This window comes from Pseudarthrobacter sp. RHLT3-21 (assembly GCF_059383495.1).
On the sequence record NZ_JBWZCI010000019.1, the window covers coordinates 17905 to 42052 of the forward strand.

Consider the following 24148-nt stretch of genomic DNA (forward strand, 5'->3'; position numbering starts at 1 on the left):
GGTAACCCTGCGTCACATAGGCGTGGGCCGCCCCGGGTCGCCGTCGTGGGGCACATTGGCCGTCAGGAACGCCAAGGCCGCATCGATCGCCGGCGCGTCCGTGTCAAAGTGCCCCAGTTCGGCGGCGGGGGGCTAGTCCGCGCCGGGCGGAGCTCCTTGCTGCAAAGCCTGTTGGAGCAAGGCGCGTGCGGTCCAACGCTGGGAGACAACAGCCTCGTCGCGGCTCAGGCCGCCGATGTCCGTCAGCCAGACCAGCGACTCAATGCCGGTGGCGCTGCGGATGGCCAGGACCAGCCGGTGGATGTCCTTCTCCGTCATCTGCCCCTGGAGCGGCGACAGTGCCTCGGCGATCCACGCGATCGCCCGGCCCTGGCGCAGGGGCAGGCTTCGTCGTTCGTCGGCGGTCTGCTCCAGTGAAAGCCTCAACATGGTCCGCTGCTGCGCTTCGGTTTCGAGAATCATCCGGGTGAACTGGGCAATCACGGCGTCCAGCCGCTCCGCGACGTCGGCCGGCGGATTTTCGGGCAGCAACGACGTGGCGGCGGTTTCCGGATGGGCGGCAGCCAGCAGCTCCCGCTGCCCCGGGAAGTACCGGTACGCGGTGCTGCGGGCGACCCCGGCGACCAGCGCAGCATCGTCCACTGTAGGCGCGGCGCCATCCGCGACAAGTTGGCGCGCCGCTGCGACCAGGGCATCAAGGGTGCGGCGTTTCTGGCCGGTGCGGCCGACGTCGGCATATGGTCTTGACATGCTCTTCATGGTACTCCAGTCTTGTTATGGGACAGTAGTCCCATAAGTCTTCCGACCACTATCGAGGCGACCATCATGAAGACGAAGAGCTCAGCATCCGCAGTTGTCCGGCAGCCCGGCGAAGGGGCCAGGCGCTGGTTCTTCGGCGGCGGGGTGCAGACCTGGAAGGCCACGGAGGAAGACACCGCGGGGGCCTTCCTGCTCTTCGAAGATGAGATGGCCCTGAACAAGGTCACGCCGATGCACACCCATCCGGACTCCGACGAAACGATGTACATCCTGGCCGGCGAGATCCTGATGAACATGGACGGCACGGAGCATCACGTCGCAGCGGGTGGCGTGACCATTGCGCCGAGGGGTGTCCCGCACGCTTTCAAAGTCCTCCAGGAGGGGACCCGCGTGCTGTGCCTGCACACCCCCGGCGGCGCGCAGGCCTTCTACTTTGGCGCGAGCGAGCCGCTCACGGATGGCGAAGGAACAGGTCTTGTGGACTTTGACCGCATCCGTGAATCAGGGCAGCTGAACGGCGGTATCGAGATCCTGGGGCCGCCGCCATTCCCGGAGCCCTAGTTCTGGAGGCCTAGTCGCGGAAAGCCTGGTCCCGAAGACCAGCGACGAACCGGCCGCGGTTGGTGATGAGCCGCTGCAGGTAGCGGCGCAGGACCAGGTCCTCCACCAGCCGCCCCAAGATCCCGAACGGCGCCGTAAACTCCACGCGGTCCGTCATGATGCTGCCGATGGCCGTGGCCTCGAACTCGTGGACGTGGCGGAACGTTTTGAACGGGCCCCTGACCTGTTCGTCCGTGAAGCTCCCGGGGAAGTCCAGTTCGGTGATGCGGCCTGTCATCTTCAGCGGGACACCGAAATGCCGGGCCTGCCAGGTCACCTCCTGGCCCTCGCCGATCAGGCCGGACGTGACCCCGCCTACGGCCCGTTCCCCGGCGGCCTTCTGGGAATCCAGGTGCGCCTCAATGCTGCGTGCGAGATCGAACAGGCGCTCCCGCGGGAGGGCGGACGCGGTGCGGCACACGAAGCTGACAGTCATGGCGCCAGTCTGCCAGACGACCTGCCCCTGCAGGGAGCCCACGACGGCGGGACTCGCCCTCGTGGGGCACATTGGCCGGGATAACGGCCAAAGCCAGCTCAACTACCAGCGTGTCCATGTCAAAGTGCCCCAGTTCCGCAGGTTGCCAACATACAGCAGAGCCCGACGGCGGGACTCGCCATCGGGCTCTGCTGACAGGTTTCTGCCGCTTGAGGGGTGTTGCCGGGTTAGCGCGTGCTCCCGGCGAGCAGGCCGCGGCTGCGGAGGAGGCGCTTCTCGATCGGGGCGAACACCAGCAGCTCGATCAGGATGCCGACGGCCAGGATCAGCAGGATCGCAGCCATCACAACCGTCATGTCAGACAGGACCCGGCCCTGGTCAAGCAGCGAGCCGAGTCCGAAGCCGATGGTGCCGCCCACAGCGATGATTTCCGCGGCCATCAGCGACCGCCAGGAGAACGCCCAGCCCTGCTTCAGCCCGCCCAAGTAGCCCGGCAGCGCGGCAGGCAGGATGATCTGCACGGCCATCTGGAAGCGGTTGGCGCCCAGGACCGTGCCCACGCGCCGGTACTGCGGCGGGATCTGGTCCACGCCGGAGATCAGTCCGTTGATGATCGAGGGGATGGCGCCCATAAACACCACGAAGTAGACCGTGGCATCCGTGAGGCCGAACCAGATGATGGCAGCAGGCACCCAGGCAACGGACGGCAGGACCTGCAGGCCGGAAATCAGCGGCCCGAAGGCACGGCGCAGCGGCGCAACCTGGGCCAGCAGCAGCCCCACCGGCGTGGCGATGGCAACGCTGATCAGGAACCCGACCAGCCCGCGCTGCAGCGAGGTCCACACCGCTTCCTGCAGCTTGGCCTCGCCCCAGAGCGCACCGATCTGGCCCAGGACGTCGAGCGGACCGGGAACCAGGTCGCGGCGTTTGAGGCCTAGGGAAACGTAGAACTGCCAGATCAGGACCAGGACCACGAGCGCCGCGACGGGCAGGAGGACACGGCTCCAGTCGATCCGGTGGTTGCGCGCGGCGTCGGACTGGAGCGAATCAAGCCCGGCTTCGAGCTCGCGCAGGTCCTCGTGCCCGGTGGAAGAGCGGGTCAGGGCCGCGTGGACTTTGCGGGTTTCCGGCTGTCCGGGGATTGAGCTTGTCGAAATGCCGGTCTCGTCAGCCTCGACCAGCGGGTCGCTCTCGGCGAGGGGCGTGGGGTTATTTGGCATGGCGGCGAATCTCCTCCCGCAGCCGGGCGGTGATGACCCCGGTCAGCTGTCCGGCCAGGCCGGCGTCGGTTCGGTGTTCCTCGGAAACAGCCCACTCCTGGACCACGCGGCCGGGTCGGGACGACAGCAGCAACACACGCTGGCCCAGCCGCACGGCCTCGCGGACATTGTGGGTCACAAAAACGATGGTGCGCCCGGTTTCCTTCCAGATGCGTTCCAGTTCGTCGTGCAGGAGGTCGCGGGTGATGGCGTCCAGGGCGGCAAACGGCTCATCCATCAGCAGCAATTGCCGGTCCTGCGACAGGGCCCGGGCCAGAGCCACGCGCTGGCGCATACCGCCGGAAAGCTCGTGCGGACGCTTGTCCCCGGCCTCGCCCAGGTGCACCAACTCGAGCAGCTCATCGGCCTTGATCCGGCGTTCAGCTTTCCCCACACCGCGCAGCTTCAGCGCCAGCTCGATGTTCTCCCGCGCCGTCAGCCAGGGGAAGAGGGCGGCGTCCTGGAACATAAAAGCTGCTCCGTCGCTGGGTACTTCAAGGGCGCCCGACGTCGGCACCTCCAGTCCCGCCATGATGTTCAGCAGGGTGGATTTGCCGCAGCCGGACGCACCGAGGAGGGCAACGAATTCGCCCGCGCCGATGGTGGCGTTGACGTCGTCCAGCACCGGGGCGCCGTCGCCGAAGCGCTTGCCCAGGTTTTCCAGTACGACTGGCATGGTCCCGTCCTTAGGTAGTTGGTGGGGTGTTTGAGAGTCAGTCCTGGCCGAGGCCGCGGGCGGAGACGCGGCTGGCAGTCCCGGTGACTTCGTTCAGGGCACGGAGGTCGAACAGTCCGGTGATGTCCGCTTGCTTGGTGGTGCCGGCTTTCACCCCGTCTTCGAGGAGCTTGGGGTAGGTTCCCGCGAGCGGATCCACCGTGAACACCACGTTCCGCAGGGCTCGATCAAGGACATCGGCGGGGAGCGCCGCGCCTGCCGATTCCTGCAGGGCGTCGTTGATGACGGCCGTTTTCTCTGCGGCGGGCGTGTCATTCAGCCACGCCACGGACTCGGCGTGGCCCTTCAGCAGGGCCCTCACGGTTTCCGGATGCGCGGCTGCGAACTTCTTGTTCACAATCAGGATGGTGGTGGGGAACTCGCCGGCCTTGCCGGAGAGAGAGCCGTCCCAGAGGTCCTTTTCGTCCACCAGGACCTTGGCTCCGGCCTGGAGCACCAAACGGGACGCCCACGGCTCGGGCAACCAGGCGCCGTCGAGCTTTCCGTCCTGGAACAGTTTCAGCGTCTGGGCGTTCTCCGTGGGGTTGATCGCGACGTCGCCGCTGCCGTCAACGTTCGTTTTGTAGCCCTCCGCGGCGAGCCAGGCACGGAGCGCCACATCCTGCGTGCCGCCGAGCTGCGGCGACGCGAGTGTCTTCCCCTTGAGGTCCGCCGCGGAGGTGATCCCGGGACGCACCACCAGCTGCGCGCCACCCGCGGCGGCACCGGCGATGATGCTCACAGACTCCCCCTCGCTCTTGACAAACGAGTTGATCGCGGGATTTGGGCCGATGTATGCCGCGTCGATGGCGCCGGCGTTCAGCGCCTCGATCGCGGCAGGCCCCGCGTTGAAAGTTTCGGTGCTGAGCTTGGTGTCGCCCAGGTTCCGGGCGAGGATCCCCTGCTTCACGCCCACCAAGGCGGGGGCATGGGTCAGGTTTCCGAAATAACCAAGCTTCAGTTCCGCAGCCGGAGTGGGCGCCGGAATGGCTGCCTCTGCCGCCGAATTACGGGAAATGGACGACGCCACTACGGCACCGGCGGCGATCAGGAAGACGAGCCCGATGGCCAGGGCCGCCTCGATGGCGCGCTTGCGCTTGGGTACTGCGCTTTCGCCTGCCACGATACGGGTCATCCCGGGCTTGGAACTAGTCATTGTTTCACCATAGGGAGTGACATAAACCCATTCAATGAAGCAGAAACGGGGGGTCACGCGGGTTCATGCAGCGTCACATTCCGGCCTCCACGTTACGCAGTTCGCCGAGCTCGCCGGAACGGTGCCCGGACGCCGTTCCGTTCCGTGCGAACCCGCCCTCTTCCGGCGAGCGGGCCGCTCAGTCCCCCTTGACGTTGATCAGCTGCCGCAGCTTGTGCCGCACCGTGACCAAGTCCACCGCGTCGCGCATCACCACATCGATCGGTTTGTACGCCGCCGGAATCTCGTCGATGAACGCCTCAGTGGCCCTGAACTCGATGCCGCGCATCGCATCCTTCAGCTCGGCCAAGGAGAACGTCTTGCGGGCAGCCGTCCGGGAGTACTCGCGGCCGGCCCCGTGCGGGGAGGAGTTCAGCGAGACGGGATTGCCGAGCCCCTCCACCACGTACGACGCCGTCCCCATGGACCCGGGGATAAGTCCCGGATCGCCGCGCTCGGCTCTGATCGCCCCCTTGCGCGACACCCACACGGACTTGCCGTAATGGGTCTCCTGCTGCGTGAAGTTGTGGTGGCAGTTGATCCGCTCGCGCTCCGTGACATAGCCGCCCACCCAGTGCCCGAACTGCGCGATGACGCGGTCCATCATTTCCTCGCGGTTCAGGAGGGCAAAATGTTGCGCCCAGCGAAGTTCCTTGATGTACCGGGCGAACTCGCTGGTACCCTCCTCCAGGTAGGCGAGGTCCGGGTCGGGCAGCCTGGTCCCGCGTTTCCGGGTCACCTGCTGGGCCACGCCGATGTGGTGCTGCGCGATCTTGTTGCCCACGCCCCGCGAGCCGGAGTGCAGGAACAGCCAGACGGCGTCGGTCTCGTCCGCGGAGACCTCAATGAAGTGGTTGCCCGATCCCAGCGAGCCCAGCTGAAGTTCCCACTTCGCCAGATACTGGGCCGGGTTGAACCCGGCCTGCGCCGCCAGCCTCCGGAGCTCGGCAAGGCGAGGTTCGGCAGTGGCGCCGACCCGCCGGTTGTTGTGGCCTGCAGACAACGGAATGGCCCGTTCGATGTCCTCGCGCAGCCGTTTGCGGTCCTTGGGCAGCTCCTTGACCGAGTACTGGGTCCGCACGGCGATCATGCCGCAGCCGATATCCACACCGACGGCAGCAGGGATGATCGCGCGCAGGGTGGGAATCACCGAGCCGACAGTGGCGCCCTTGCCCAGGTGCGCGTCCGGCATCAGGGCAAGGTGCGGGTAGATGAACGGCAGCGTGGCGGTGGCCAGCGCCTGCTCGCGCGTCTTGGTGTCAAGGATCGAGGCCCAGTTGATGAGCTTGCTGTTGATGGTTTCCATGCCGCGGGCCTCCCACTCACGATAATGGTCTGGCGCCTGCCGGCCCGCAAGGACCAGGCCCCAGGGCCAGGCCCGAAAGCCCCACGGACGGCTCTGCCCCGCATAACCGGTGTCGGGGCAACACCGGTCATGCGGGGCAGGGCAGCTCAAGCTGAGACTCAGATGGAGTAGCGCTCATCCTCGTGGTCGCCCGGGTGGTCCTTGACCAGGCCCGCGGCCAGCGTGTTGCCGTCCAGCGGGTCGATCACCAGGAACGCGCCGGTGCGGCGGTGGTGCAGGTAGTTCTCCAGCGGCAGCGGCGCGGCGAGCCGGAGCTGCGCGTGGCCGATGTCGTTCAGCTCCAGGCTGGACGCGCCTTCGAGCTTGAAGGTGGCCAGGTCCAGCTTGCCGCTCACGCTGCGGACCAGCGCCTGGACCGTGCGGGTACCGTGCTTCACCAGCACCTTGGCACCTTCACGCAGCGGCTTGGGCGAGAGCCAGCACAGCGCGGCGTACAGGTCGGCAGTGGACTCCGGGAAGGTTCCGGCGGCGGCAATCGTATCACCGCGGGCGACGTCGAATTCCTCCGCCAGGCGGATCGCCACGGACTGCGGGGCGAACGCTTCCTGCAGTGACTCTCCGGCGAAATCAATGCCGGTCACCGTGGTGGTGCGGGCAGCCTGGCCGGGGGTCAGCACTGACACGGAATCCCCCACCTTCACGGACCCCTCGGTGATCTGGCCGGCGTATGCGCGGTAGTCGCGGAAGGCTTCCACGTCCAGGCCACCGGCGACGGCGTCGGGAGCCAGCGCACCCTGCGGCCGGATAACCAGCTGCACCGGGAAACGGAAGCTCTCCAGCTGCGTGTCGATCTCGTCCGCGGCCGGCAGGGTCTCAAGGACCTCCAGCAGGGCCGGGCCGTCGTACCAGGGCGTGCGCTCGGAACGGTCCACCACGTTGTCGCCGTCGAGGGCGGACACCGGGATCACCAGCAGGTCATCGATGTGGTCCGCGCTGCCCAGCTCGGCCGAGCCGATGCCCAGTTCGCGGGCCACCCGTTGCACGTCGGCCTGGATTTCACGGAACACGGACTCGCTGAAGTCCACGAGGTCGATCTTGTTCACAGCCACAATCACGTGCGCCACCCGCAGCAGCTGCAGCACGGACAGGTGCCGGCGCGTCTGCTCCAGGACACCCTTGCGGGCGTCAATAAGTACGACGACGGCATCCGCCGTGGACGCGCCGGTCACCGTGTTTTTGGTGTACTGAACGTGCCCGGGGCAGTCGGCCAGGATGAAGCTGCGCTGGTCCGTGGCGAAGTAGCGGTAGGCCACGTCGATGGTAATGCCCTGCTCGCGTTCGGCGCGCAGGCCGTCGGTCAGGAGGGCCAGGTCGATTGCCTGGGTGCCGGTGGCACCCGCGCCGCCGAAGCCGCGGTCCGCGGAGGTGCGGGCAACGGCGTCGAGCGTGTCAGCAAGAATCGCCTTGGAGTCGTGCAGGAGGCGGCCCACCAAAGTGGACTTCCCGTCGTCGACCGATCCGGCGGTGGCGAAGCGGAACAGGGTGGTGGGCAGGGCCGTTTCCAGCGCTGCCTCGATGATTGAAGTGCTCATTTAGAAGTACCCATCCTTCTTGCGGTCTTCCATGGCGGCCTCGGAGATGCGGTCATCTGCACGGGTGGCGCCACGTTCGGTGATGGTGGAGGCGGCAACTTCGATCACAACGTCGCCCACGGTGGCTGCGTCCGACTCAACGGCACCGGTGCAGGACATGTCGCCCACGGTGCGGTAGCGGACCGTCTTGACGATGACTTCCTCGTGCGGCATCGGCTGGGAAACCTCGCCCACCGCACGCCACATGCCATCGCGGGCAAACACTTCGCGGTCATGGGCGTAGTACAGGCCCGGCAGCTCGATGTTCTCGCGCTCGATGTAGCGCCAGATGTCCAGCTCGGTCCAGTTGCTGATGGGGAACGCGCGGACATGCTGGCCCACGGTGTGGCGGCCGTTGTAGAGGTTCCACAGTTCGGGTCGCTGGTTGCGCGGGTCCCACTGGCCGAATTCGTCGCGGAGGCTCAGGATGCGCTCCTTGGCGCGGGCCTTGTCCTCGTCACGGCGGCCGCCGCCGAAGACGGCGTCGAACTTGTTCCGCTGGATGGCGTCCAGCAGCGGGACGGTCTGCAGCGGGTTGCGGGTGCCGTCGGCGCGCTCGGCCAGCTCGCCGCGGTCGATGAACTCCTGGACACTTCCGACGACGAGCTTGAGTCCCAGCCGCTCCACCGTCCGGTCGCGGAAGTCAATGACCTCGGGGAAGTTGTGGCCGGTATCCACGTGCAGCACGGGGAACGGGACCTTGCCCGGCCAGAAGGCCTTGGTGGCCAGGTGCAGCATCACCACGGAGTCCTTGCCGCCGGAGAACAGCAGCGCGGGCTTCTCGAACTCGGCCACGACTTCGCGGATGATGTGGATCGCTTCAGACTCGAGGGCGTCCAGGCTGGAGAGGCGCGTGGATACGGCGGCTTCAGTCACCTGGGTGGTCTCCTCGGTTAGGAAAGTGCTCATACGTGTAGTCCGCATTCTGTCTTGTCGGTGCCTGCCCAGCGGCCGGCGCGGGGGTCGTCTCCGGGCGCCACCTTGCGGGTGCAGGGCTGGCAGCCAATGGAGGGGTAACCCTGGGAAAGCAGCGGGTTGACGGGCAGGAGGTTGTCATCGGAGTACTGGACCAGCTGGTCGAATGTCCACGCGGCCACCGGGTTGACCTTGACCAGGCCGTTGACTTCGTCCCAGGTCACCAGCGGGGTGTTGGTCCGGGTGGGGGCCTCGTCGCGGCGGACGCCGGTGAACCAGAGTTCGTAGCCGGCCAAGGTGCGGCGCAGCGGGGCCACCTTGCGGAGGGCGCAGCACTGGGCGGCATCGCGGGCAAAGAGGTCCTTGCCCAGGAGCCGGTCCTGCTGTTCCACGGTGTTCTCCGGGAGCACGTCCACCACGTTGACGCGGAGGTTCGCGGCCACCTCGTCACGCGTGGCGTAGGTTTCCGGGAAATGGTAGCCGGTCTCCAGGAACAGGACGTCAACCCCGGGCAGCTGGTCCGCGACCAGCGCCGGCAGGACGGCGTCGGCCATGGAGCACGCGACGGCCACGGCGGACAGGTCGAAGTTGCGCTCCACCCAGGCGATGACGTCGCGGGCCGGGGCATCCCAGCCGAGCTCGGCAGCGCCGGACTCGGCGATGACCTTGAGCTCGTCGTGGGTGCGGAGGGCGGCGGCAGGCGATGCCACTGGATCGACTCCCAATGCGTGCTTGCTCACTGGAGGGCCTCCTCGTCTGCTGCGTGGGCCCACTCGGCGAAGGTCTGGCCTTCGGCGCGCTTAGCCACGAACGTGCGCACAACGCGTTCCACGTAGTCCGGCAGGTCCTCGACATATACCTTCAGGCCGCGGACGGTGCGTCCCAAACCTGCCTCTTCGCGGCTGTTGGAAGCCAGCCCGCCGCCCAGGTGGACCTGGAAACCCGGGGAGGGGTCGCCGTCGGGCGTTGGAAGCATCATGCCCTTCAGGCCGATGTCCGCGGTCTGGATGCGGGCGCAGGAGTTGGGGCAGCCGTTGATGTGCAGGGACAGCGCGTGCGGCAGTTCGCCGGATTCTGCGAGGTCCGCCAGGCGGCGTTCCAGGTCCGCGACGGCGGTGGCGGCGGTGACCTTGGTTTCCACGATGGCCAGCTTGCAGTATTCGATGCCGGTGCAGGCGATGGTGCCGCGGCGGAACACGGACGGGCGGGCGGAGAGGCCCAGGGCATCCAGCTCCGCAACCAGCGGTTCCACGTGGTCCTTGGCAACGTCCAGGACCACCAGTTTCTGGTGCGGGGTGGTCCGCAGGCGGTAGGAGCCGCGCGCCTCGAGGGTGTCCGCGAGTTTCACCAGCTGCGCGCCGGACAGGCGACCGGCCAGCGGGGTGGCGCCGATGAAGAACTTGCCGTCTTTCTGCTCGTGCACGCCGATGTGGTCGCCCGGAGTGGTGGGCTTGGGCGCGGCGGGGCCGTCGGCCAGCTTGTAGCCGAGGTATTCGTCCTCGAGGATCTGGCGGAACTTCGCCGGACCCCAGTCGGCCATCAGGAACTTCAAACGGGCCTTGGTGCGCATGCGGCGGTAGCCGTAGTCGCGGAAGATGCTGGTGACGCCGAGCCAGACTTCGGCGGCTTCCTCGGGCTTCACAAAGGCACCGAGCCGCTTGCCGAGCATGGGGTTGGTGGACAGCGCGCCGCCGGCCCAGAGGTCGTAGCCGACACCCAGTTCGGGGTGGCGGACGCCCACCAGGGCAAAGTCGTTGATCTCGTGGACCACGTCCTGGCTGGGGTGGCCCGTGATGGCGGTCTTGTACTTACGCGGCAGGTTGGACAGCAGCGGGTTGCCGATGAACCGCTCGCCCAGCTCCGCGATGAGCGGCGTGGGGTCGATGATCTCGTCCTTGGCGATGCCGGCCACCGGCGAGCCCAGGATGACACGCGGAACGTCGCCGCAGGCCTCGGTAGTGGACAGGCCAACACCCTCAAGCCGGTTCCAGATCTCGGGGATGTCCTCCACGCGGATCCAGTGCAGCTGGATGTTCTGGCGGTCGGTGAGGTCGGCGGAATCCCTGCCGAAGTCAACGGAAATCTGGCCGATGACGCGCAGCTGCTCAGTGGTGAGCGCACCGCCGTCGATCCTGACCCGGAGCATAAAGTACTTGTCTTCCAGCTCGTGCGGTTCGAGCGTGGCGGTCTTGCCGCCGTCGATACCGGGCTTGCGCTGGGTGTACAGGCCCCACCAGCGGAAGCGGCCGTGGAGGTCCTGGCTGGGGATGGCGTCGAAGCCATCCTTGGAGTAGATGGTCTCGATACGCTCGCGCACGTTGAGGCCGTCGTCTTCCTGTTTCCAGGTTTCGTTGGCGTTCAGCGGGGTTTTGCCGTCCACTTTCCACTGCCCGTGCGGCTTTGCAGCGGGGCGGGAGGCGCGCGCGGGGCGCTTGGCGACGGCGGGGTCCACGGACGCTCCGGCTAGAGCTGTATCAGTCATGCATCGACTGTAGGTGCCTGCCGAAGTGCGTCACAAAGGCCCGGAAACGCGAGGTCACCTAGGGAAACATTTCGTCACGAACTGCCGGAGACCCTTGAAGATGACTGCCTGCTGTGCTTGGTTGCAGTTCCCGGGCGGGCGCCTATTGACCGTGTACGACGGCGGCGTCGAACCGTTCCAGCGCGATCTCGGCGAGCACCGGCGACGGCAGCAGTGGTTCCGTCACGAGGTCGGCGCCGGCTTTGGCCAGCTGGTCGTGGAAGAACCCCGGCGCGAGCAGGTAGGAGGCAATCACCACGCGGCCGCCGTCGTCCACGGCCCCCGCGGACTCCCCCGCCCCGGCGCCTCCTGCCAGTTCCAGGCGCAGCATGGCGACGGCGTCGGGCACCGACGGCTGGGCAGAGGCACCGTAGGCGGGCAGAATACGGTTGCGGCGCAGCGCCCTGAGCTGGTCGGCGAGCTCTTCGACGCTGACGGCGGCGTTGGGATTGGAGGACCCGGCAGCGGCGAGGACAATCGCGTCGCGGTCCGTGACGCCGGCCTCCCGGAGGCGCTGGTCCAGCAGGGCTGCGAGCCGCGGGTCCGGGCCGAGTGGCGAGGCAGCCAGGCTCCCCGGCCGGCTCTTCACAGCGCGGGCGATGTCCACCTTGACGTGGTAGCCCACGCTCAGCAGCAGCGGCACAACAACTGCTTTGTCCTTCTCGGGCAGTCCCGCCACCACATCCACGAGGTCCGGCTGTTGGACGTCCACGTAGGCTTCGCGCACGTCCAGGCCAGGGCGCAGGGCGGCTATGGCTGCGCGCAGGGCGTTGACCTCCGCAGCGCCCTGGGTGCTGGACGTCCCGTGGGCACAGGCGATCATGATCGGGTTGTTCATAGGGGCTAGCGTAACCTTGGAGCCGCCCTGTTCGCCCACCTTGAAACCGCCGGGACGCCTCATGACATTGCCGTTCGACACATTGCCGTTCGACATCGACCTGGTGTGGCTGGACCTGGCCGGCGTCTTCTTCTTCGCCGTCTCAGGATCCCTGTTGGCGGCGCGGAAACAGTTCGACCTGGTGGGGTCACTGCTGCTGGCGTCCCTGGTCTCCCTCGGTGGCGGCGTCATCCGCGACATCATCCTCAACACCACGCCGGCAGCCTTCTCCAACCCCGCGTATCTGGTTCCCCCGGTGCTGGCGACCGTCCTGGTGTATTTCCTGTACTCCAGCGTGCAGCGGTACACCTCGCTGCTGGTGCTGTTCGACGCCGGCGGGCTGGCCCTCTTCTGCATCACCGGAACGCTGAAGGCCCTTGCCCTGGGGATGAACCCGGTGGCCGCCATGCTGCTCGGCGTGACCACGGCGGTGGGCGGCGGCCTGCTGCGGGACATCACCGCGAACGAGGTGCCCCAGCTTTTCAACCCCCGGGACCTCTACGCGCTGCCTGCTTTCAGTGGGGCGGCCCTGACCGCGCTGCTCTGGGTTACGGGGGCCTTCAACGTGCTGACGGCGTGCGCGGTGGCTGCCGTGGTGTTCGCTTTCCGCGTGGTTGCCTGGCGCCGGTCCTGGTATGTTCCGCTGGCCGTGCACGGCTGGCACCGGAGGGGCTCCGGCGGCGGCTCCCGCGGGGGCTCCGGCGGCGGGGACGGCGGGGGCTCCGGCGGAGGGGACGGCGGGGGCTCCGGCGGCGGGGACGGCGGGGGCTCCGGCGGAGGGGACGGCGGGGGGGACGGGGCAGAGGGCTTTGGTGGCGGTGGGGCTGATGGGGCTGGCGGCGGCTCTGGAGCACGCCGCAGTTAGCTAGGATATGAGCATGACTGACATGTTCCTCGAGAAGTTCCGCGCGCTTGTTCCGACGTATCTCGAGGACGAATGGCAGGCAGAGGATGGCCTGCCCGCGGACGAACTGGACGCGGCCCTCACCGAACACCAGTTCCAGGTCCCGTTGGTCCTGAAGGAGTTTTACCTGGCGGTGGGCGGCTGCGAGGACATCATGGAGGCCTACCACTACTTCTGGGATCCTGAAGAGCTGGAAGTGGATGACGAAGGCTTCCTGATGTTCCTTGAGGACGAGGAAGAACAGTTCACCTGGGGCTTCCGCGTAGGCGATCTCGGCATCCCGGACCCCATCGTGTACCGCCGCAACAACGCCCGCGGCCAGTGGAAGAGCGAAGAAGGCACCTTCTCCGAATTCGTCTTCGACATGTTCGAGTGGGCCTTCAACGACGAGGAAGAAAACTAGGGTCCTCCCCCTGCCCTGCCCCCTGCCCGGCCTATACGGGGCACTTCGACACGGACGCGCCGCGCGCTAGGCCGGTTTCTTCGGATACGTCGCCCAAAGTGCCCCACGACGGCGCGACTCACCTCGCGCCGAAAGCCCCCTGCCGCGACAGTTCCAGTACTGCCAACACCTGGCTCACCATTCGCTCAGGGTGATAGACAACGTCGTCATAACCGAACCTCAGGCCAAGACGTCCGCCGATGAGGGTGGCATTGTTGCGCTTTCGGTCCTTCTTCACTTGCCGGGCCTCCAAATGGGTGCCTCCGTCGGTTTCCACTACGACACACTCCTCAATAAGGAAGTCCACCTCCCCAACTTCTGGAATGAAGACATGCCTGCGGACATGCAGTCCCGCCCGCCGGAAGTGGTAATTGGCCAACACCTCCAGAAGGGAATCCGCTCGCGGGATCACGCTGTCCAGGACGGACCTGGCGCGGGCGTTGCGGTTTCCGGGGAGCTTGCTCCGCAGGAAATCCAGGCTGATGTCGCCCCGCTGGGCTGCGCACTGAAGCATGACCAGCGATTCCGCTGCTGGCAAGCAACGCAACGAATGAATCAGGACGTCGGCCAGGCCGGCCACCGGCAGCCAGGGGTGGGACGGGTGTCCACATCTACCATGGGTCAGCGTCCCCGGCGGTGTCCTCTTATGCCCTGGACTGAGGTGCACGGGACCAGCGTCATGTATCCTCCACAGCTGGTACACGGGGGCGGCCGACAGACACGTCAGCAGAGCGTTGTGCTGCAGCGCCAGGCCGAACACGTCTGCCTCACGCGGCATGCTGTAGATGCCTCGTCGGATCCGCACAATTCGCCCGGCCGCAAGTGCATTGTCGAGGGAGGTTCGGGAAAATCCGGCCGCGCGGAGCGTTGAGGCCCGGGCTACGCCGGCCCGCGTGCCGAGAAAAGTCACAATATCCATTGATCCACGGTGCACTTGGAGTCCAGCAAAGGGCAGACCCAAGGTGCCTCATGTGGACAACGTGGCCGTCGCGGGGCACTTCGACACGGACACGCCGTCTGTGCAGCCCGGGATGCCCCTGCGGCGCCGCAATGTGCCCCACGAACGAGCGAAGAAAGCCTGTGACACGCGCAGTAACAACAGGTTTGCATCCTGTGACAAATCTGTCATATACTGTTCATGGATCCGCTAAACGCCTCCGGCGGGTCTGATGCGAACGGAGATATAGCCCCGGTTCGACGCAGCGTGTGACTCGTAACGCTGCTGAGAACCGGGGCTATTGCATTTAACCGAGATTGCATTTAAACGAGCGGGGCCCCGGCAGGCTCACCCCGCCGAGGCCCGCTGCAAACAGGCAAACAAGAGAATCAGCTGGCGCGGTCCACCACGGCCAGGGCGAAGTTGGCCAGCGAGGACTTCACAACACCTTCGGGAAGCGGCGCAAGTGCGGCAATGGCTTCGTCGGCCCAACGGCGGGCAATCACCCAGGACTCGGCGGTGACGGGGTGCTCGCGCAGCCCGGCCACGGCGGCAGCCAAGGCAGCGTCGGAGGTCAGGTCCCCATCAATGAGCTTCAAAAGGTCGACGGCGGACTGGTCACCGGCTGCGGCATCCCGCCGGAGGAACAGGACCGGCAGCGTGGGCACACCTTCGCGGAGGTCTGTGCCCGGTGACTTGCCGGACTTCACTTTGACGCCGGTGACATCAATGACGTCGTCGGCGAGCTGGAAGGCCACGCCCACCTTCTCGCCGTACTCCACCAGGAGGTCCTCGTAGGCCTCGTCGGCACCGGCGAAGATGGCACCGAGCTGGCCGGACGCGGCCACCAGGGAACCGGTCTTGTCAGCGATGACGGACAGGTAGTGCTCCACCGGATCCTCGTCCGGGCGCGGGCCCACCGTTTCGTGCAGCTGGCCCAGGCACAGGCGCTCGAACGTCCGGGCCTGGATTCCCAGCGCGCGTGAGCCAAGCTCGGACACCAGGATGGACGCGCGGGCGAAGATGAGGTCGCCGGTGAGGACGGCCACGGAGTTTCCCCAGACCTCGTGGGCCGTCGGGGCGCCGCGGCGGAACGGGGCCGAGTCCATCACGTCGTCGTGGTACAGCGTTGCCAGGTGGGTCAGTTCCACCACCACGGCCGCCTGCACCACGGCGGGAAGTGAGGCGTCGCCAAGGTGGGCGCACAGCAGCGTCAGCAGCGGCCGGATGCGCTTGCCGCCGGCTTCCACAAGGTGACGCGACGTCGCATCAGCCAGCGGGTCGGAGTTGGCAATGGCCTCGCGGAGCTTCTTCTCCACACGGGCCAGGTTGTTGGTGATGGCGGGGCCCAGCTCGGCGTCCTCCGCGATGGCCGCGAAGCCGGCGGGCAGCTGCAGTCCCGTGGCAATGGCGGTGGTATTGAGGCTGGGTTCGGAGTCCGGCAGGCCGTGCCCGGCGTGCGTCCAGCTGTGGTCTGCGGAGTTAGTCACTGGTTAACCCTAACTTTTTGTTGCGGATACCGCTGGTTCGATGCCGGTGGGGTGTTGGATGTGGCCGGAACCAGCGATTCCAGGACGCGGATGGCCCGGTCCTCGAAGCCTTTCGCGGCCGGGTCGGTCAGGTTTGCCAGCAGCCGCACCACAAAGCGCATGAGCACGGGAATGGGCATCCCGGTCCGCAGTGCCAGCTTCATAACGGCGGGTTTTCCGATCAGCGAGGCAAATGCCCGGCCCAGCGTGAAGTGCGATCCCCACTGGCCCCGCACATAGTCCGCGTACCCCGCGAGGTGCGCGTCGGCGTCGTACGTCCCGTTGGACAAGGAGCGCGCGGACGCGTCGATGATGAACTCCGCCGCGAACCGTGCCGATTCCATCGCGTAGGAGATGCCCTCACCGTTGAACGGGGAGACCATGCCGCCGGCGTCGCCCAGGAGCAGGAGGCCGGGCGAGTAGTGCGGGGTGCGGTTGAAGCCCATGGGCAGCGCGGCGCCGCGGATTTCGCCCACCTGGTTGTCCGGGGTGAAGCCCCATTCGGCGGGCATGGCGGCGGTCCATTCGCGCAGGACCTGCTTGTAGTCGAGCTTGCCGAATTCCTTGGACGAGTTCAGGATGCCGAGGCCCACGTTGGACGTGCCGTCGCCCACGCCGAACACCCAGCCGTAGCCGGGGAGCAATTTCCCGTCGCGGCCGGGGAGTTCCAGCCAGCCTTCCATCCAGTCGTCGTTGTGCCGGGGCGACGTGAAGTAGGTGCGGACGGCGACGCCGAGGGGGCGGTCGTCGCGCTTCTGGATGCCCAGCGACACGGCGGTTCGCGTGGAGTTGCCGTCTGCGGCGAGTACGACGTCGGCGCTGAAGTGGTGTGACTCCCCCGTCTTGCGTCCGGACTCGTCCAGGAGCGCTGCGCGGACACCGGTCACGCGGCCGTCTTCAGACCGCAGGGCTTCGGTGACGCTGTGCCGATCGAGGATTTGTGCGCCGGCGGCCTGGGCGTGGCGGGCCAGTTCCTCGTCGAAGCCCAGGCGTGTGCGGATCAGGCCGTATTGCGGGAAGTCGGAGACCTCGGGCCAGGGCAGTTCGATGGTGCGGCCGCCGGCGATCAGGCGGAGGCCCTTGTTCCGGCGCCAGCCGTCCGCTTCAGGGTGCGGCAGTCCGAGCTTCTGGATTTCGCGGACTGCCCGCGGGGTGAGGCCGTCGCCGCAGACCTTCTCGCGCGGGAAGCTGGTCTTTTCCAGGACGGTCACGCTGATGCCGGCCTTGGCAAGGTAATACGCGGCGGTGGAGCCGGCTGGCCCCGCGCCGACAATCAGGACATTCACTGGTCAGCGCTGGATGTTTCGTCGGAGTTTGGCCACGGGGCCCTTGTGCGCGGCGATGGCCTCCGCTGCGCCCTCTGGCTTGGATTCCAGCGGCTTGGTGGCGCGGTGCACGGCCACGATCCCGCCGGTCAGGTTGCGGTACGTAACCTTTTCCCAGCCGGATTCCTGCAGCCAGGCGGCCAGGTGGTCCTGGTCCGGCCAGGCGCGGATGGACTCGGCGAGGTAGACGTAAGCGTCCGGATTGGAGGCTACCTTCACGGCGATGGCCGGCAGGGCACGCATGAGGTATTCCGTGTACATGGTGCGCCACAGCGGAACCACCGGCGCGGAGAACTCGGCGATGACCAGCTTGCCGCCGGGCTTGGTGACGCGGAGCATCTCGGCCAGCGCCTTCTTGGGCTCGTTGACGTTGCGTAGCCCGAACGAGATGGTGCTGGCGTCGAAGCTGTTGTCCGCGAAAGGCAGGTTAGTGGCGTCGCCGGCAATGAAGTTGATGTCCGGGCGGCGGCGCTTGCCAACTTTGAGCATGCCGAGGGAGAAATCGCAGGCGATGACATCTATGCCTGCATCGGCATATGGCTCGCTGGAGGTGCCGGTTCCCGCGGCCAGGTCCAGCACCCGTTGGCCTCGTTTCATGTCCATGGCGTCCACCACGATCCTGCGCCAGCGGCGGGTTTGCCCCATGGAGAGGACATCGTTGACGACGTCGTACTTAGGTGCGACGTCGTCAAACATCGTGGCTACTTCGTCCGGACGCTTTTCCAAGGATGCTCGGTTCACCATGCAATTGTCTCAGACAAACTTGAGAAGGACTTTCGAGGAGCCCGTCCCGCGGTCCGAAGCCACGGCAAACGCCTCGGCCACGTCACCGGCGTCGAACGTGTGCGTCAGCAGCGGCTCAACGTCCAGACCGTCCGCCAGGTACGCGAGGGCGTCATCCAGCTCGTCCGCGAAGCGGAAGGTCCCGCGGTAATCAATCTCACGGAAAACGAGTGCGGCGAGCTCGGCCGTCACGGGCCCGGCCGGCAGGTTGCCCACCTGGACCACGATGCCGCCGCGGCGCACTGCCGCGAGGACACCGCCCAGGGCGCGGGCAGCGCCGGAGGCTTCGAACGCAACATCCACCTCGGGAAGCTGCGCGCCGGAACCCACCAGCACGACGTCGTCGGCTCCCATCCGTTTGGCGATCGCCAGCGAAGTCTCCGACAGATCGCTGGCGACGACGTTGGCAGCGCCAGCACGGCGTGCGGCGGCCACCAGCAGCGCGCCGATGGGCCCGGCACCGTTCACCAGAACGTCCTTGCCGGCGAGGCTGCCAGCCCGGTCAACGGCGTGGATCGCCACCGCGAGCGGCTCAGCGACGGCGGCCTGGCGGGTGGTGACGCCGGCGGGCAGGCGGCGGAGCTGGCCCGCCGGGACGGCCTTGCGGGAGGCGAAGGCGCCGTCAGTGTGGGGCCGGTGCGCGGCGCTGCCGAAGTAAGTGACCTGCGGGCACAGGTTCGTGCGACCGGCGAGGCAGTCGGTGCATTCGCCGCAGGACACGGCCGGGTGGACGGTCACGGCGTCGCCCACCGCGAAGCCCGTCACGCCCTCGCCGAGCATCGAGATCCTGCCGGCGACCTCGTGGCCCAGCACCATGGGGTCGGCCAGGATGCTCAGTCCGGACGCCCCGTGGGAGACGTAGTGGAGGTCCGAGCCGCAGATCCCGCCGTATTCGACGTCGACGATCACCGAGCCGGCCGGGCAGGCCGGGTCCGGCCGGTACTCAAGACGCAGGTCTCCGGCGGAATGGACAACGACGGCTTTCATACTGCGTCCTCCACGAGGGTCAGGTCGCGCCCCTTGGTTTCGGGGGCGAAGAAGGTGGCCACAAAGGCGATGGCCGAGTACAGGACCATCATTCCGGCGACCGGCCACCAGGAGTTGGTGAACAGTGCCAGCAGGCCTGCGGCGATGATGGGGGCAAGGCCGCCGGACAGCACGCCGCCGATTTCCTTGGCCATGGCCAGCTGGGTGTAGCGGTTGCGGGAGCCGAAGAGTTCGTTCACGTAGGCGGACTGGACCGAGAACATGCCAAGCACGGAGACGGACAGGCCGATGATCAGGGCCAGCGAGACCAGGAACGGATCGCGGGACTGCATCATCAGCAGGGCCGGGATGGCGAAGCACATCTGGAAGCCGGACAGGGCACGGTACATGCTGCGGCGGCCCACCTTGTCCGAGAGCCAGCCGGCCAACGGAACCGTGGCGAAGCCGAGGAAGGAGCCGATCAGCAACGCGAAGGTGCCCACGCTCTTGTCCATGCTCAGGCCGGTGACGATGTAGCCGATGAGGAAGGTCTGGATCATGGCCGAGTTGCCGGATTCGCCGATCCGCAGGGCCATCGCCAGGAAGAAGGCCTTGCCCTTGCGCTTGGACTTGACGGCCGGGGCGGACTGGCCGACGGCGGTGCCGGACTTCGCGGCGAAGGCGGCAGCAGCAGCGGCGTCGGAGATTTCCTGCTCACGGGCGGCCTCGAAAACGGGGCTTTCCTTGAGGTTGCGGCGCATCCAGAGGGCGTACAGCGTGATGCCGATGCTGGCGATGAACGGCAGGCGCCAGCCCCAGCTCATGAGTGCTTCTTCGGGCAGGAGCGTCAGCAGGACCCACAGGCCGGAGGCCAGCAGGGTGCCGGAGTTGGTGCCGAGGCAGACGAAGGAGGCGATCAGGCCGCGCTTCTTCGGCGGGGCGTATTCGGCCAGCATGACCGACGCGCCGGAGAGTTCGGCGCCGGCGCCGAAGCCCTGTGCGAGGCGGAGGAGCACCAGGATGATCGGCGCGGCGAGGCCGATCTGGGCGTAGCCGGGCAGGAAGCCGATGAGCATGGTGGACACGCCCATCATCATGATGGTGATGACCAGGACCTTCTTGCGGCCCACGCGGTCACCCATGCGTCCGAAGAACCAGGCACCGACCGGGCGGGCCAGGAAGCCCACGCCGTAGGTCATGAAGGCGATCAGCAGGCCCACTACGGGGTCGAAGTTGGGGAAGAAGATTTTGGGGAAGATGATGGCGGCTGCCAGCGAATAGAGCTGGAAGTCCATGTATTCCATGGCAGTTCCGAGCCAGCCGGATACTGCAGTTCTGATCAGGTCTTTGGATGAGCGCTGGGTGGCGCCTACCTGGATTGTTGCCGTCATGAACCCCTCTGTTCTACGGGTCTGGCCGGATGCAGAGCTTCAATGATGCGGCATGGCCAGACGTCTTTTCTTGTCCCCGCGTTGGAACAACGACTGCCATTCAAGCACTGCCATACCAGTGTGTCAATAGATGACGCAACTCCGTCCTCGCTCCCTGGCGGGCGATGCCCAGTCAAGGCGGCACAGCTACTGTGGAGGCATGGCCGCCCCCGACACCACCCCGCGCATCTCCGCCCGGATGACGGCGTATGCGCAGATCCGTGAGCGCATCATCTCCGGCGAGGACGCGCCCGGGACCCTCCTTTCCGAGAACGAGCTCGCGCACCATCTAGGCACCAGCCGCCAGCCCATCCGAGAAGCCCTGATGCTCATCGCGCAGGAAGGTCTGGTGGAGATCCGCCCGCAGAGCGGCACGTACGTGACCTACCTGGACCCGGACATCGTGGCGCAAGCCCAGTTCATCCGCGAGGCCATCGAGGTGGCGTCGCTGGCCGACTGTGCCCGTAACATCACCCCGGAAGCCGCAGCCGCGCTCTACGAACTCCTGGACCGGCAGGACGCCTGCACCACCCGCGAGGAGTTCTACCCGCTGGACGAGGACTTCCACCGGGCCCTGCTGGCGATCGCCGGCCATGAAACAGCCTGGGCCACCGTTTCCAACGCCAAGGGCCACCTGGACCGCGCCCGCTATCTGGGGCTCAGCGGCTACCGCGGCATCACTGAGTACGCCGCCGACCACCGACGCGTGCTGGACGCGATCCTCGCCGGCGACCTTTCGGCTGCGGAAGACGGGCTGCGCAGCCACCTGCGCTTCATCCTGGACGACGTCGCGAGCATGCGCGCCGCACGGCCGGACCTGTTCTCCGCCCCTTCCGGGCCCGAGCGACGCACCGGCCGGCCCGCCCGGGTCTGAGTCCGGGGACTTCGCGGGCGCTTCGCCGGAGGCGCGGCCGGCGCGTCCCGCGCAGCCAGGGCTCATCGCGGGGTGCTCCCCCGGCGCGACCGGCACGGCCCAACGCGGCCGCACGCACGCGCGGGAGTAGTGTTGTCTCATCATGACGAGCACGTTCCGCACCCTCACAGTCCCCCTGGATGGCAACGCATCCGCCGGCGGACTTCCGCAGTTTCTGGTCCGGGACGACGTCCTCTGCTGGACCCGCCGCGAAGCCGGCCTGGTGGGCTTCGGCGAGATTGCCCGCTTCACGGCCACCGGCCCCGAGCGTTTCCTCGAGGCCGACATCTGGTGGCGCCACCTGGTCCTCGAAGCGGACATCAGCGACTCCGTGGAGCTGCCCGGCACCGGCCCGGTGGCTTTCGGCTCCTTCGCGTTTTCCAAGAAATCCACCCATGTATCGCGCCTGATTGTGCCCGAGATCGTGGTGGGCGTCCGTGACGGCCAGTACTGGCTCACCCAACTCACGTTCGACGACGGCGAACTCACCGAGGAGGGCGCACTCGCCACGCTGGCCGGCTGGCTGAGCGGTGGCAGCGTCGTTGGTGAGGCCGGCGCCGTTGGCGACGCCAGCGCCGTTGGTGAGTCCGGTGTCGTTGGTGAGTCCGGCTTAGCCGGGGACGGCACGTCCGGCGGCCGCCCCGCTGAGTGGGACGGCGCCGTCGTGCGTCCTTTGCCTTCCGCCGACGGGGCCACCCTGCACACCGGCTCGCTCAGCGAGGAAGACTGGATGGCCGCCGTGGCCGCGGGTGTGGCGGAGATCCAGACCGGTGCGCTGGAGAAACTGGTGCTGGCACGGGACATTGTGGCCACGGTGCCGTCGGGCGTGAACGCCGCGCAGGTGTTGCGCGAGCTCGCCGTGCGATACCGCGAATGCTGGACTTATGGCGTGGACGGGCTGGTGGGCGCCACCCCGGAGATGCTGATCCAGGTGGAGGGGCGCACTGCCCAGGCGCGCGTGCTGGCCGGGACGCTGGACCGCCGCGATGCGCACGGCGAGGCCGGGATTCCCATGGACTATGCCGAGCGGGTACTGGCCGGGTCCGAGAAGCAGCGGCACGAGCACGAGATCGCGATCCAGTCGCTGACGTCGCAGCTGGCACCGTTTTCCGAGGCCATGAATGCGCACGATGAGCCATTCATTTTGGAGTTGCCGAACGTGTGGCATCTGGCGTCGGACGTAAAGGCGGAGCTCGCCGAGGTGGAGGGCCATGTGCCCACGTGCCTCGCGCTGATCAACGCGCTGCATCCCACAGCCGCTGTCTGCGGCACGCCCACGCTGGTGGCCGGCGCCCTGATCCGGAAGCTTGAACACCTGGACCGCGGCCCGTACGCGGGACCGGTCGGCTGGCTCGACGCTGCCGGCAATGGCGAATGGGGCATCGCGCTGCGCGGAGCCGTGATCGAAGACCCTCATACCGTGCGGTTATATGCCGGTTGCGGCATAGTCGACGGATCCCAGCCCGAAGCCGAGCTGGCGGAGACCTGGGCGAAGTTCCGGCCGATGCTGGAGTCGCTGGGGATTTCCAACTAAGGCCGCCATCCCCCACCCAACCCTCGTTGCTCTATCACTTTTGGTCGCTTCACCCCGGGTTTGAGGACCAAAAGTGATAGAGCAACGAGCGGGAAGTTGGGAGGGGTGTCCGGAATTCCAGACACGGGCGGCTTCCCGGGTCTTGATTTAGGCTGTGCTTTAGTTATCCAATAGTGAAACTAAGTTTCGTGTGATGCACATCTCCCATTCGGCGATACACTATGAACCGATTTAGTACCGCATACCCCTGCAACAAACCGCATACCCCTGCAACAAAAGGTAAAGAACATGCAGCTCAAGTCCCTGGCCCAGGCCAAGATCGCCGCCAAGGCAGCAGCAATCCTGGCCGCCGGCGCGCTCACCCTCACTGCCTGCGGCGGCAGCACCACCCCGGCTGCGTCCGAGGGCGGCATCCAGCTCATCAACGCCGGCAAACTCACTATCTGCTCCGACGTCCCCTACGAGCCCTTCGAATTCCAGAAGGACGGCAAGATCGTTGGCTTCGACATCGACATCGCCAACGAAGTAGCCAAGGACCTCGGCGCCGAACTCAGTATCGTGGACAGCTCCTTCGAGGCCATCGAGACCGGAACCGCGCTGACCGGCTGCGACCTCTCCATCTCCTCGGTTTCCATCACGGACGTCCGCAAGTCGGTCATGGACTTCTCCAAGCCGTACATGGACGATGACCTCACCCTCGTGGCCACCACGGCGTCCGGGATCACGGACATCAACAGCGCCAAGGGCAAGAAGGTGGGCGTCCAGCAGGCCACCACCGGCGCCAAGTACGCGGCGGAAAACGGCATCGACGCCCAGCAGTTCGAGGACAGCGGCCTCCTGGTCCAGGCTCTCCAGGCCGGCACCATCGACGCAGCCCTAGGCAACCAGTCAATCCTGGCCTACGCCATCAAGGATGACTCCAAGTTCAAGCGCGTGGATGACTACGCCACGGGCGAGAAACTGGGCATCTCCATCAAGAAGGGGAACACTGCCATGGCCGAGAAGGTCAACGGAACCCTGAAGCGCCTGACCGATGACGGCACCCTGAAGAAGTTCGAAACCACCTGGTTCGGCGAGACCGCCAAGTAACCGGCGTTTCGGACTGACCTTCACAGCCCTGAGAATGACGCCGCTGGGGCCCCTGACGAGCTGCGATGCAGTCCGTCCGGGG

General features: G+C 66.9%; 22 protein-coding genes and 1 pseudogene. 6 read left to right on the forward strand and 17 right to left on the reverse strand.

The window, feature by feature from the left end; all coding sequences use genetic code 11:
* Window positions 1-132 precede the first annotated feature (132 nt).
* Window positions 133-750, reverse strand: a complete 618-nt coding sequence (locus AC50YA_RS17160) for a TetR/AcrR family transcriptional regulator (RefSeq protein WP_494983442.1) — start codon at window positions 748-750, stop codon at window positions 133-135.
* A 75-nt stretch (window positions 751-825) separates the two neighbouring features.
* Between AC50YA_RS17160 and AC50YA_RS17165 the strand changes: the two genes are divergently transcribed.
* Window positions 826-1320, forward strand: a complete 495-nt coding sequence (locus AC50YA_RS17165) for a cupin domain-containing protein (RefSeq protein ID WP_494983443.1) — start codon at window positions 826-828, stop codon at window positions 1318-1320.
* A gap of 10 nt (window positions 1321-1330) precedes the next feature.
* Here AC50YA_RS17165 and AC50YA_RS17170 read toward each other — a convergent pair whose 3' ends face one another.
* The 10 genes from AC50YA_RS17170 to AC50YA_RS17215 form a co-directional block, all read right to left on the reverse strand.
* Window positions 1331-1795: an SRPBCC family protein gene (locus AC50YA_RS17170; RefSeq protein ID WP_494983444.1), complete on the reverse strand. Its 465-nt coding sequence runs from the start codon at window positions 1793-1795 to the stop codon at window positions 1331-1333.
* A gap of 227 nt (window positions 1796-2022) precedes the next feature.
* Window positions 2023-3015, reverse strand: a complete 993-nt coding sequence (locus tag AC50YA_RS17175; RefSeq protein WP_494983445.1) for an ABC transporter permease — start codon at window positions 3013-3015, stop codon at window positions 2023-2025.
* Window positions 3005-3730, reverse strand: a complete 726-nt coding sequence (locus tag AC50YA_RS17180; protein WP_494983446.1) for an ABC transporter ATP-binding protein — start codon at window positions 3728-3730, stop codon at window positions 3005-3007. Before AC50YA_RS17180 ends, AC50YA_RS17175 begins: the two co-directional genes overlap by 11 nt.
* 37 nt (window positions 3731-3767) lie before the next feature.
* Complete coding sequence (locus AC50YA_RS17185; protein ID WP_494983499.1) at window positions 3768-4904, reverse strand: ABC transporter substrate-binding protein; 1137 nt, start codon at window positions 4902-4904, stop codon at window positions 3768-3770.
* Window positions 4905-5103: 199 nt separating this feature from the next.
* Window positions 5104-6270 (reverse strand): RtcB family protein, encoded by a 1167-nt coding sequence (locus AC50YA_RS17190; protein ID WP_494983447.1) that lies wholly within the window; start codon window positions 6268-6270, stop codon window positions 5104-5106.
* 158 nt (window positions 6271-6428) lie between these two features.
* Window positions 6429-7862, reverse strand: coding sequence for a sulfate adenylyltransferase subunit 1 (locus AC50YA_RS17195; RefSeq protein WP_494983448.1), 1434 nt, complete (start codon window positions 7860-7862; stop codon window positions 6429-6431).
* Window positions 7863-8810 carry a sulfate adenylyltransferase subunit CysD gene (cysD, locus tag AC50YA_RS17200; RefSeq protein ID WP_494983449.1) on the reverse strand — a complete coding sequence of 316 codons (948 nt, stop codon included), beginning with the start codon at window positions 8808-8810 and terminating at the stop codon, window positions 7863-7865.
* Window positions 8807-9556 (reverse strand): phosphoadenylyl-sulfate reductase, encoded by a 750-nt coding sequence (locus AC50YA_RS17205; protein WP_494983450.1) that lies wholly within the window; start codon window positions 9554-9556, stop codon window positions 8807-8809. The genes cysD and AC50YA_RS17205 overlap by 4 nt, the downstream gene beginning before the upstream one ends.
* Entirely contained in the window at window positions 9553-11298 is a 1746-nt protein-coding gene (locus AC50YA_RS17210) for a nitrite/sulfite reductase (protein WP_494983451.1), read from the reverse strand. The genes AC50YA_RS17205 and AC50YA_RS17210 overlap by 4 nt, the downstream gene beginning before the upstream one ends.
* Before the next feature lie 142 nt (window positions 11299-11440).
* Window positions 11441-12175 carry a sirohydrochlorin chelatase gene (locus tag AC50YA_RS17215; protein WP_494983452.1) on the reverse strand — a complete coding sequence of 245 codons (735 nt, stop codon included), beginning with the start codon at window positions 12173-12175 and terminating at the stop codon, window positions 11441-11443.
* 61 nt (window positions 12176-12236) lie between these two features.
* Between AC50YA_RS17215 and AC50YA_RS17220 the strand changes: the two are divergent.
* Both AC50YA_RS17220 and AC50YA_RS17225 read left to right on the forward strand, forming a co-directional pair.
* Window positions 12237-12908 (forward strand): annotated as a pseudogene (locus AC50YA_RS17220) (trimeric intracellular cation channel family protein); the annotation flags it as partial.
* A gap of 184 nt (window positions 12909-13092) precedes the next feature.
* On the forward strand, window positions 13093-13521 hold the full coding sequence (locus tag AC50YA_RS17225; RefSeq protein ID WP_494983453.1) for a hypothetical protein: 429 nt from the start codon (window positions 13093-13095) through the stop codon (window positions 13519-13521).
* 118 nt (window positions 13522-13639) lie between these two features.
* Here the strand turns inward: AC50YA_RS17225 and AC50YA_RS17230 are convergent, their stop codons facing one another.
* From AC50YA_RS17230 to AC50YA_RS17255, 6 genes are all read right to left on the reverse strand, one after another.
* Complete coding sequence (locus AC50YA_RS17230) at window positions 13640-14479, reverse strand: type IV toxin-antitoxin system AbiEi family antitoxin domain-containing protein (protein WP_494983454.1); 840 nt, start codon at window positions 14477-14479, stop codon at window positions 13640-13642.
* Window positions 14480-14886: 407 nt separating this feature from the next.
* Window positions 14887-15987 (reverse strand): polyprenyl synthetase family protein, encoded by a 1101-nt coding sequence (locus AC50YA_RS17235; protein ID WP_494983455.1) that lies wholly within the window; start codon window positions 15985-15987, stop codon window positions 14887-14889.
* A complete protein-coding gene (locus AC50YA_RS17240) occupies window positions 15984-17312 on the reverse strand; it encodes a geranylgeranyl reductase family protein (protein WP_494983456.1) in 1329 nt (442 codons plus the stop codon). The genes AC50YA_RS17235 and AC50YA_RS17240 overlap by 4 nt, the downstream gene beginning before the upstream one ends.
* Before the next feature lie 3 nt (window positions 17313-17315).
* Complete coding sequence (locus tag AC50YA_RS17245; protein ID WP_494983457.1) at window positions 17316-18092, reverse strand: demethylmenaquinone methyltransferase; 777 nt, start codon at window positions 18090-18092, stop codon at window positions 17316-17318.
* 12 nt (window positions 18093-18104) lie between these two features.
* Complete coding sequence (locus AC50YA_RS17250; RefSeq protein WP_494983458.1) at window positions 18105-19121, reverse strand: L-idonate 5-dehydrogenase; 1017 nt, start codon at window positions 19119-19121, stop codon at window positions 18105-18107.
* On the reverse strand, window positions 19118-20491 hold the full coding sequence (locus AC50YA_RS17255) for an MFS transporter (protein ID WP_494983459.1): 1374 nt from the start codon (window positions 20489-20491) through the stop codon (window positions 19118-19120). The genes AC50YA_RS17250 and AC50YA_RS17255 overlap by 4 nt, the downstream gene beginning before the upstream one ends.
* A 199-nt stretch (window positions 20492-20690) precedes the next feature.
* Between AC50YA_RS17255 and AC50YA_RS17260 the strand changes: the two genes are divergently transcribed.
* The 3 genes from AC50YA_RS17260 to AC50YA_RS17270 all read left to right on the forward strand — a co-directional run bounded on the left by AC50YA_RS17260 (window position 20691) and on the right by AC50YA_RS17270 (window position 24066).
* Window positions 20691-21404, forward strand: a complete 714-nt coding sequence (locus AC50YA_RS17260; protein ID WP_494983460.1) for a GntR family transcriptional regulator — start codon at window positions 20691-20693, stop codon at window positions 21402-21404.
* A 142-nt stretch (window positions 21405-21546) separates the two neighbouring features.
* Window positions 21547-22977 carry an isochorismate synthase gene (locus tag AC50YA_RS17265; protein WP_494983461.1) on the forward strand — a complete coding sequence of 477 codons (1431 nt, stop codon included), beginning with the start codon at window positions 21547-21549 and terminating at the stop codon, window positions 22975-22977.
* A gap of 288 nt (window positions 22978-23265) precedes the next feature.
* Window positions 23266-24066 carry an ABC transporter substrate-binding protein gene (locus AC50YA_RS17270; protein WP_494983462.1) on the forward strand — a complete coding sequence of 267 codons (801 nt, stop codon included), beginning with the start codon at window positions 23266-23268 and terminating at the stop codon, window positions 24064-24066.
* The last annotated feature ends 82 nt before the right edge of the window (window positions 24067-24148 follow it).

Bases quoted from the DNA above. Each gene is read 5' to 3' on its own strand.
- AC50YA_RS17160 (WP_494983442.1), bottom strand. From the start codon at position 750: ATGTCAAGACCATATGCCGACGTCGGCCGCACCGGCCAGAAACGCCGC.
- AC50YA_RS17165 (WP_494983443.1), top strand. From the start codon at position 826: ATGAAGACGAAGAGCTCAGCATCCGCAGTTGTCCGGCAGCCCGGCGAA.
- AC50YA_RS17170 (WP_494983444.1), bottom strand. From the start codon at position 1,795: ATGACTGTCAGCTTCGTGTGCCGCACCGCGTCCGCCCTCCCGCGGGAG.
- AC50YA_RS17175 (WP_494983445.1), bottom strand. From the start codon at position 3,015: ATGCCAAATAACCCCACGCCCCTCGCCGAGAGCGACCCGCTGGTCGAG.
- AC50YA_RS17180 (WP_494983446.1), bottom strand. From the start codon at position 3,730: ATGCCAGTCGTACTGGAAAACCTGGGCAAGCGCTTCGGCGACGGCGCC.
- AC50YA_RS17185 (WP_494983499.1), bottom strand. From the start codon at position 4,904: ATGACCCGTATCGTGGCAGGCGAAAGCGCAGTACCCAAGCGCAAGCGC.
- AC50YA_RS17190 (WP_494983447.1), bottom strand. From the start codon at position 6,270: ATGGAAACCATCAACAGCAAGCTCATCAACTGGGCCTCGATCCTTGAC.
- AC50YA_RS17195 (WP_494983448.1), bottom strand. From the start codon at position 7,862: ATGAGCACTTCAATCATCGAGGCAGCGCTGGAAACGGCCCTGCCCACC.
- cysD (WP_494983449.1), bottom strand. From the start codon at position 8,810: ATGAGCACTTTCCTAACCGAGGAGACCACCCAGGTGACTGAAGCCGCC.
- AC50YA_RS17210 (WP_494983451.1), bottom strand. From the start codon at position 11,298: ATGACTGATACAGCTCTAGCCGGAGCGTCCGTGGACCCCGCCGTCGCC.
- AC50YA_RS17215 (WP_494983452.1), bottom strand. From the start codon at position 12,175: ATGAACAACCCGATCATGATCGCCTGTGCCCACGGGACGTCCAGCACC.
- AC50YA_RS17225 (WP_494983453.1), top strand. From the start codon at position 13,093: ATGACTGACATGTTCCTCGAGAAGTTCCGCGCGCTTGTTCCGACGTAT.
- AC50YA_RS17230 (WP_494983454.1), bottom strand. From the start codon at position 14,479: ATGGATATTGTGACTTTTCTCGGCACGCGGGCCGGCGTAGCCCGGGCC.
- AC50YA_RS17250 (WP_494983458.1), bottom strand. From the start codon at position 19,121: ATGAAAGCCGTCGTTGTCCATTCCGCCGGAGACCTGCGTCTTGAGTAC.
- AC50YA_RS17255 (WP_494983459.1), bottom strand. From the start codon at position 20,491: ATGACGGCAACAATCCAGGTAGGCGCCACCCAGCGCTCATCCAAAGAC.
- AC50YA_RS17260 (WP_494983460.1), top strand. From the start codon at position 20,691: ATGGCCGCCCCCGACACCACCCCGCGCATCTCCGCCCGGATGACGGCG.
- AC50YA_RS17265 (WP_494983461.1), top strand. From the start codon at position 21,547: ATGACGAGCACGTTCCGCACCCTCACAGTCCCCCTGGATGGCAACGCA.
- AC50YA_RS17270 (WP_494983462.1), top strand. From the start codon at position 23,266: ATGCAGCTCAAGTCCCTGGCCCAGGCCAAGATCGCCGCCAAGGCAGCA.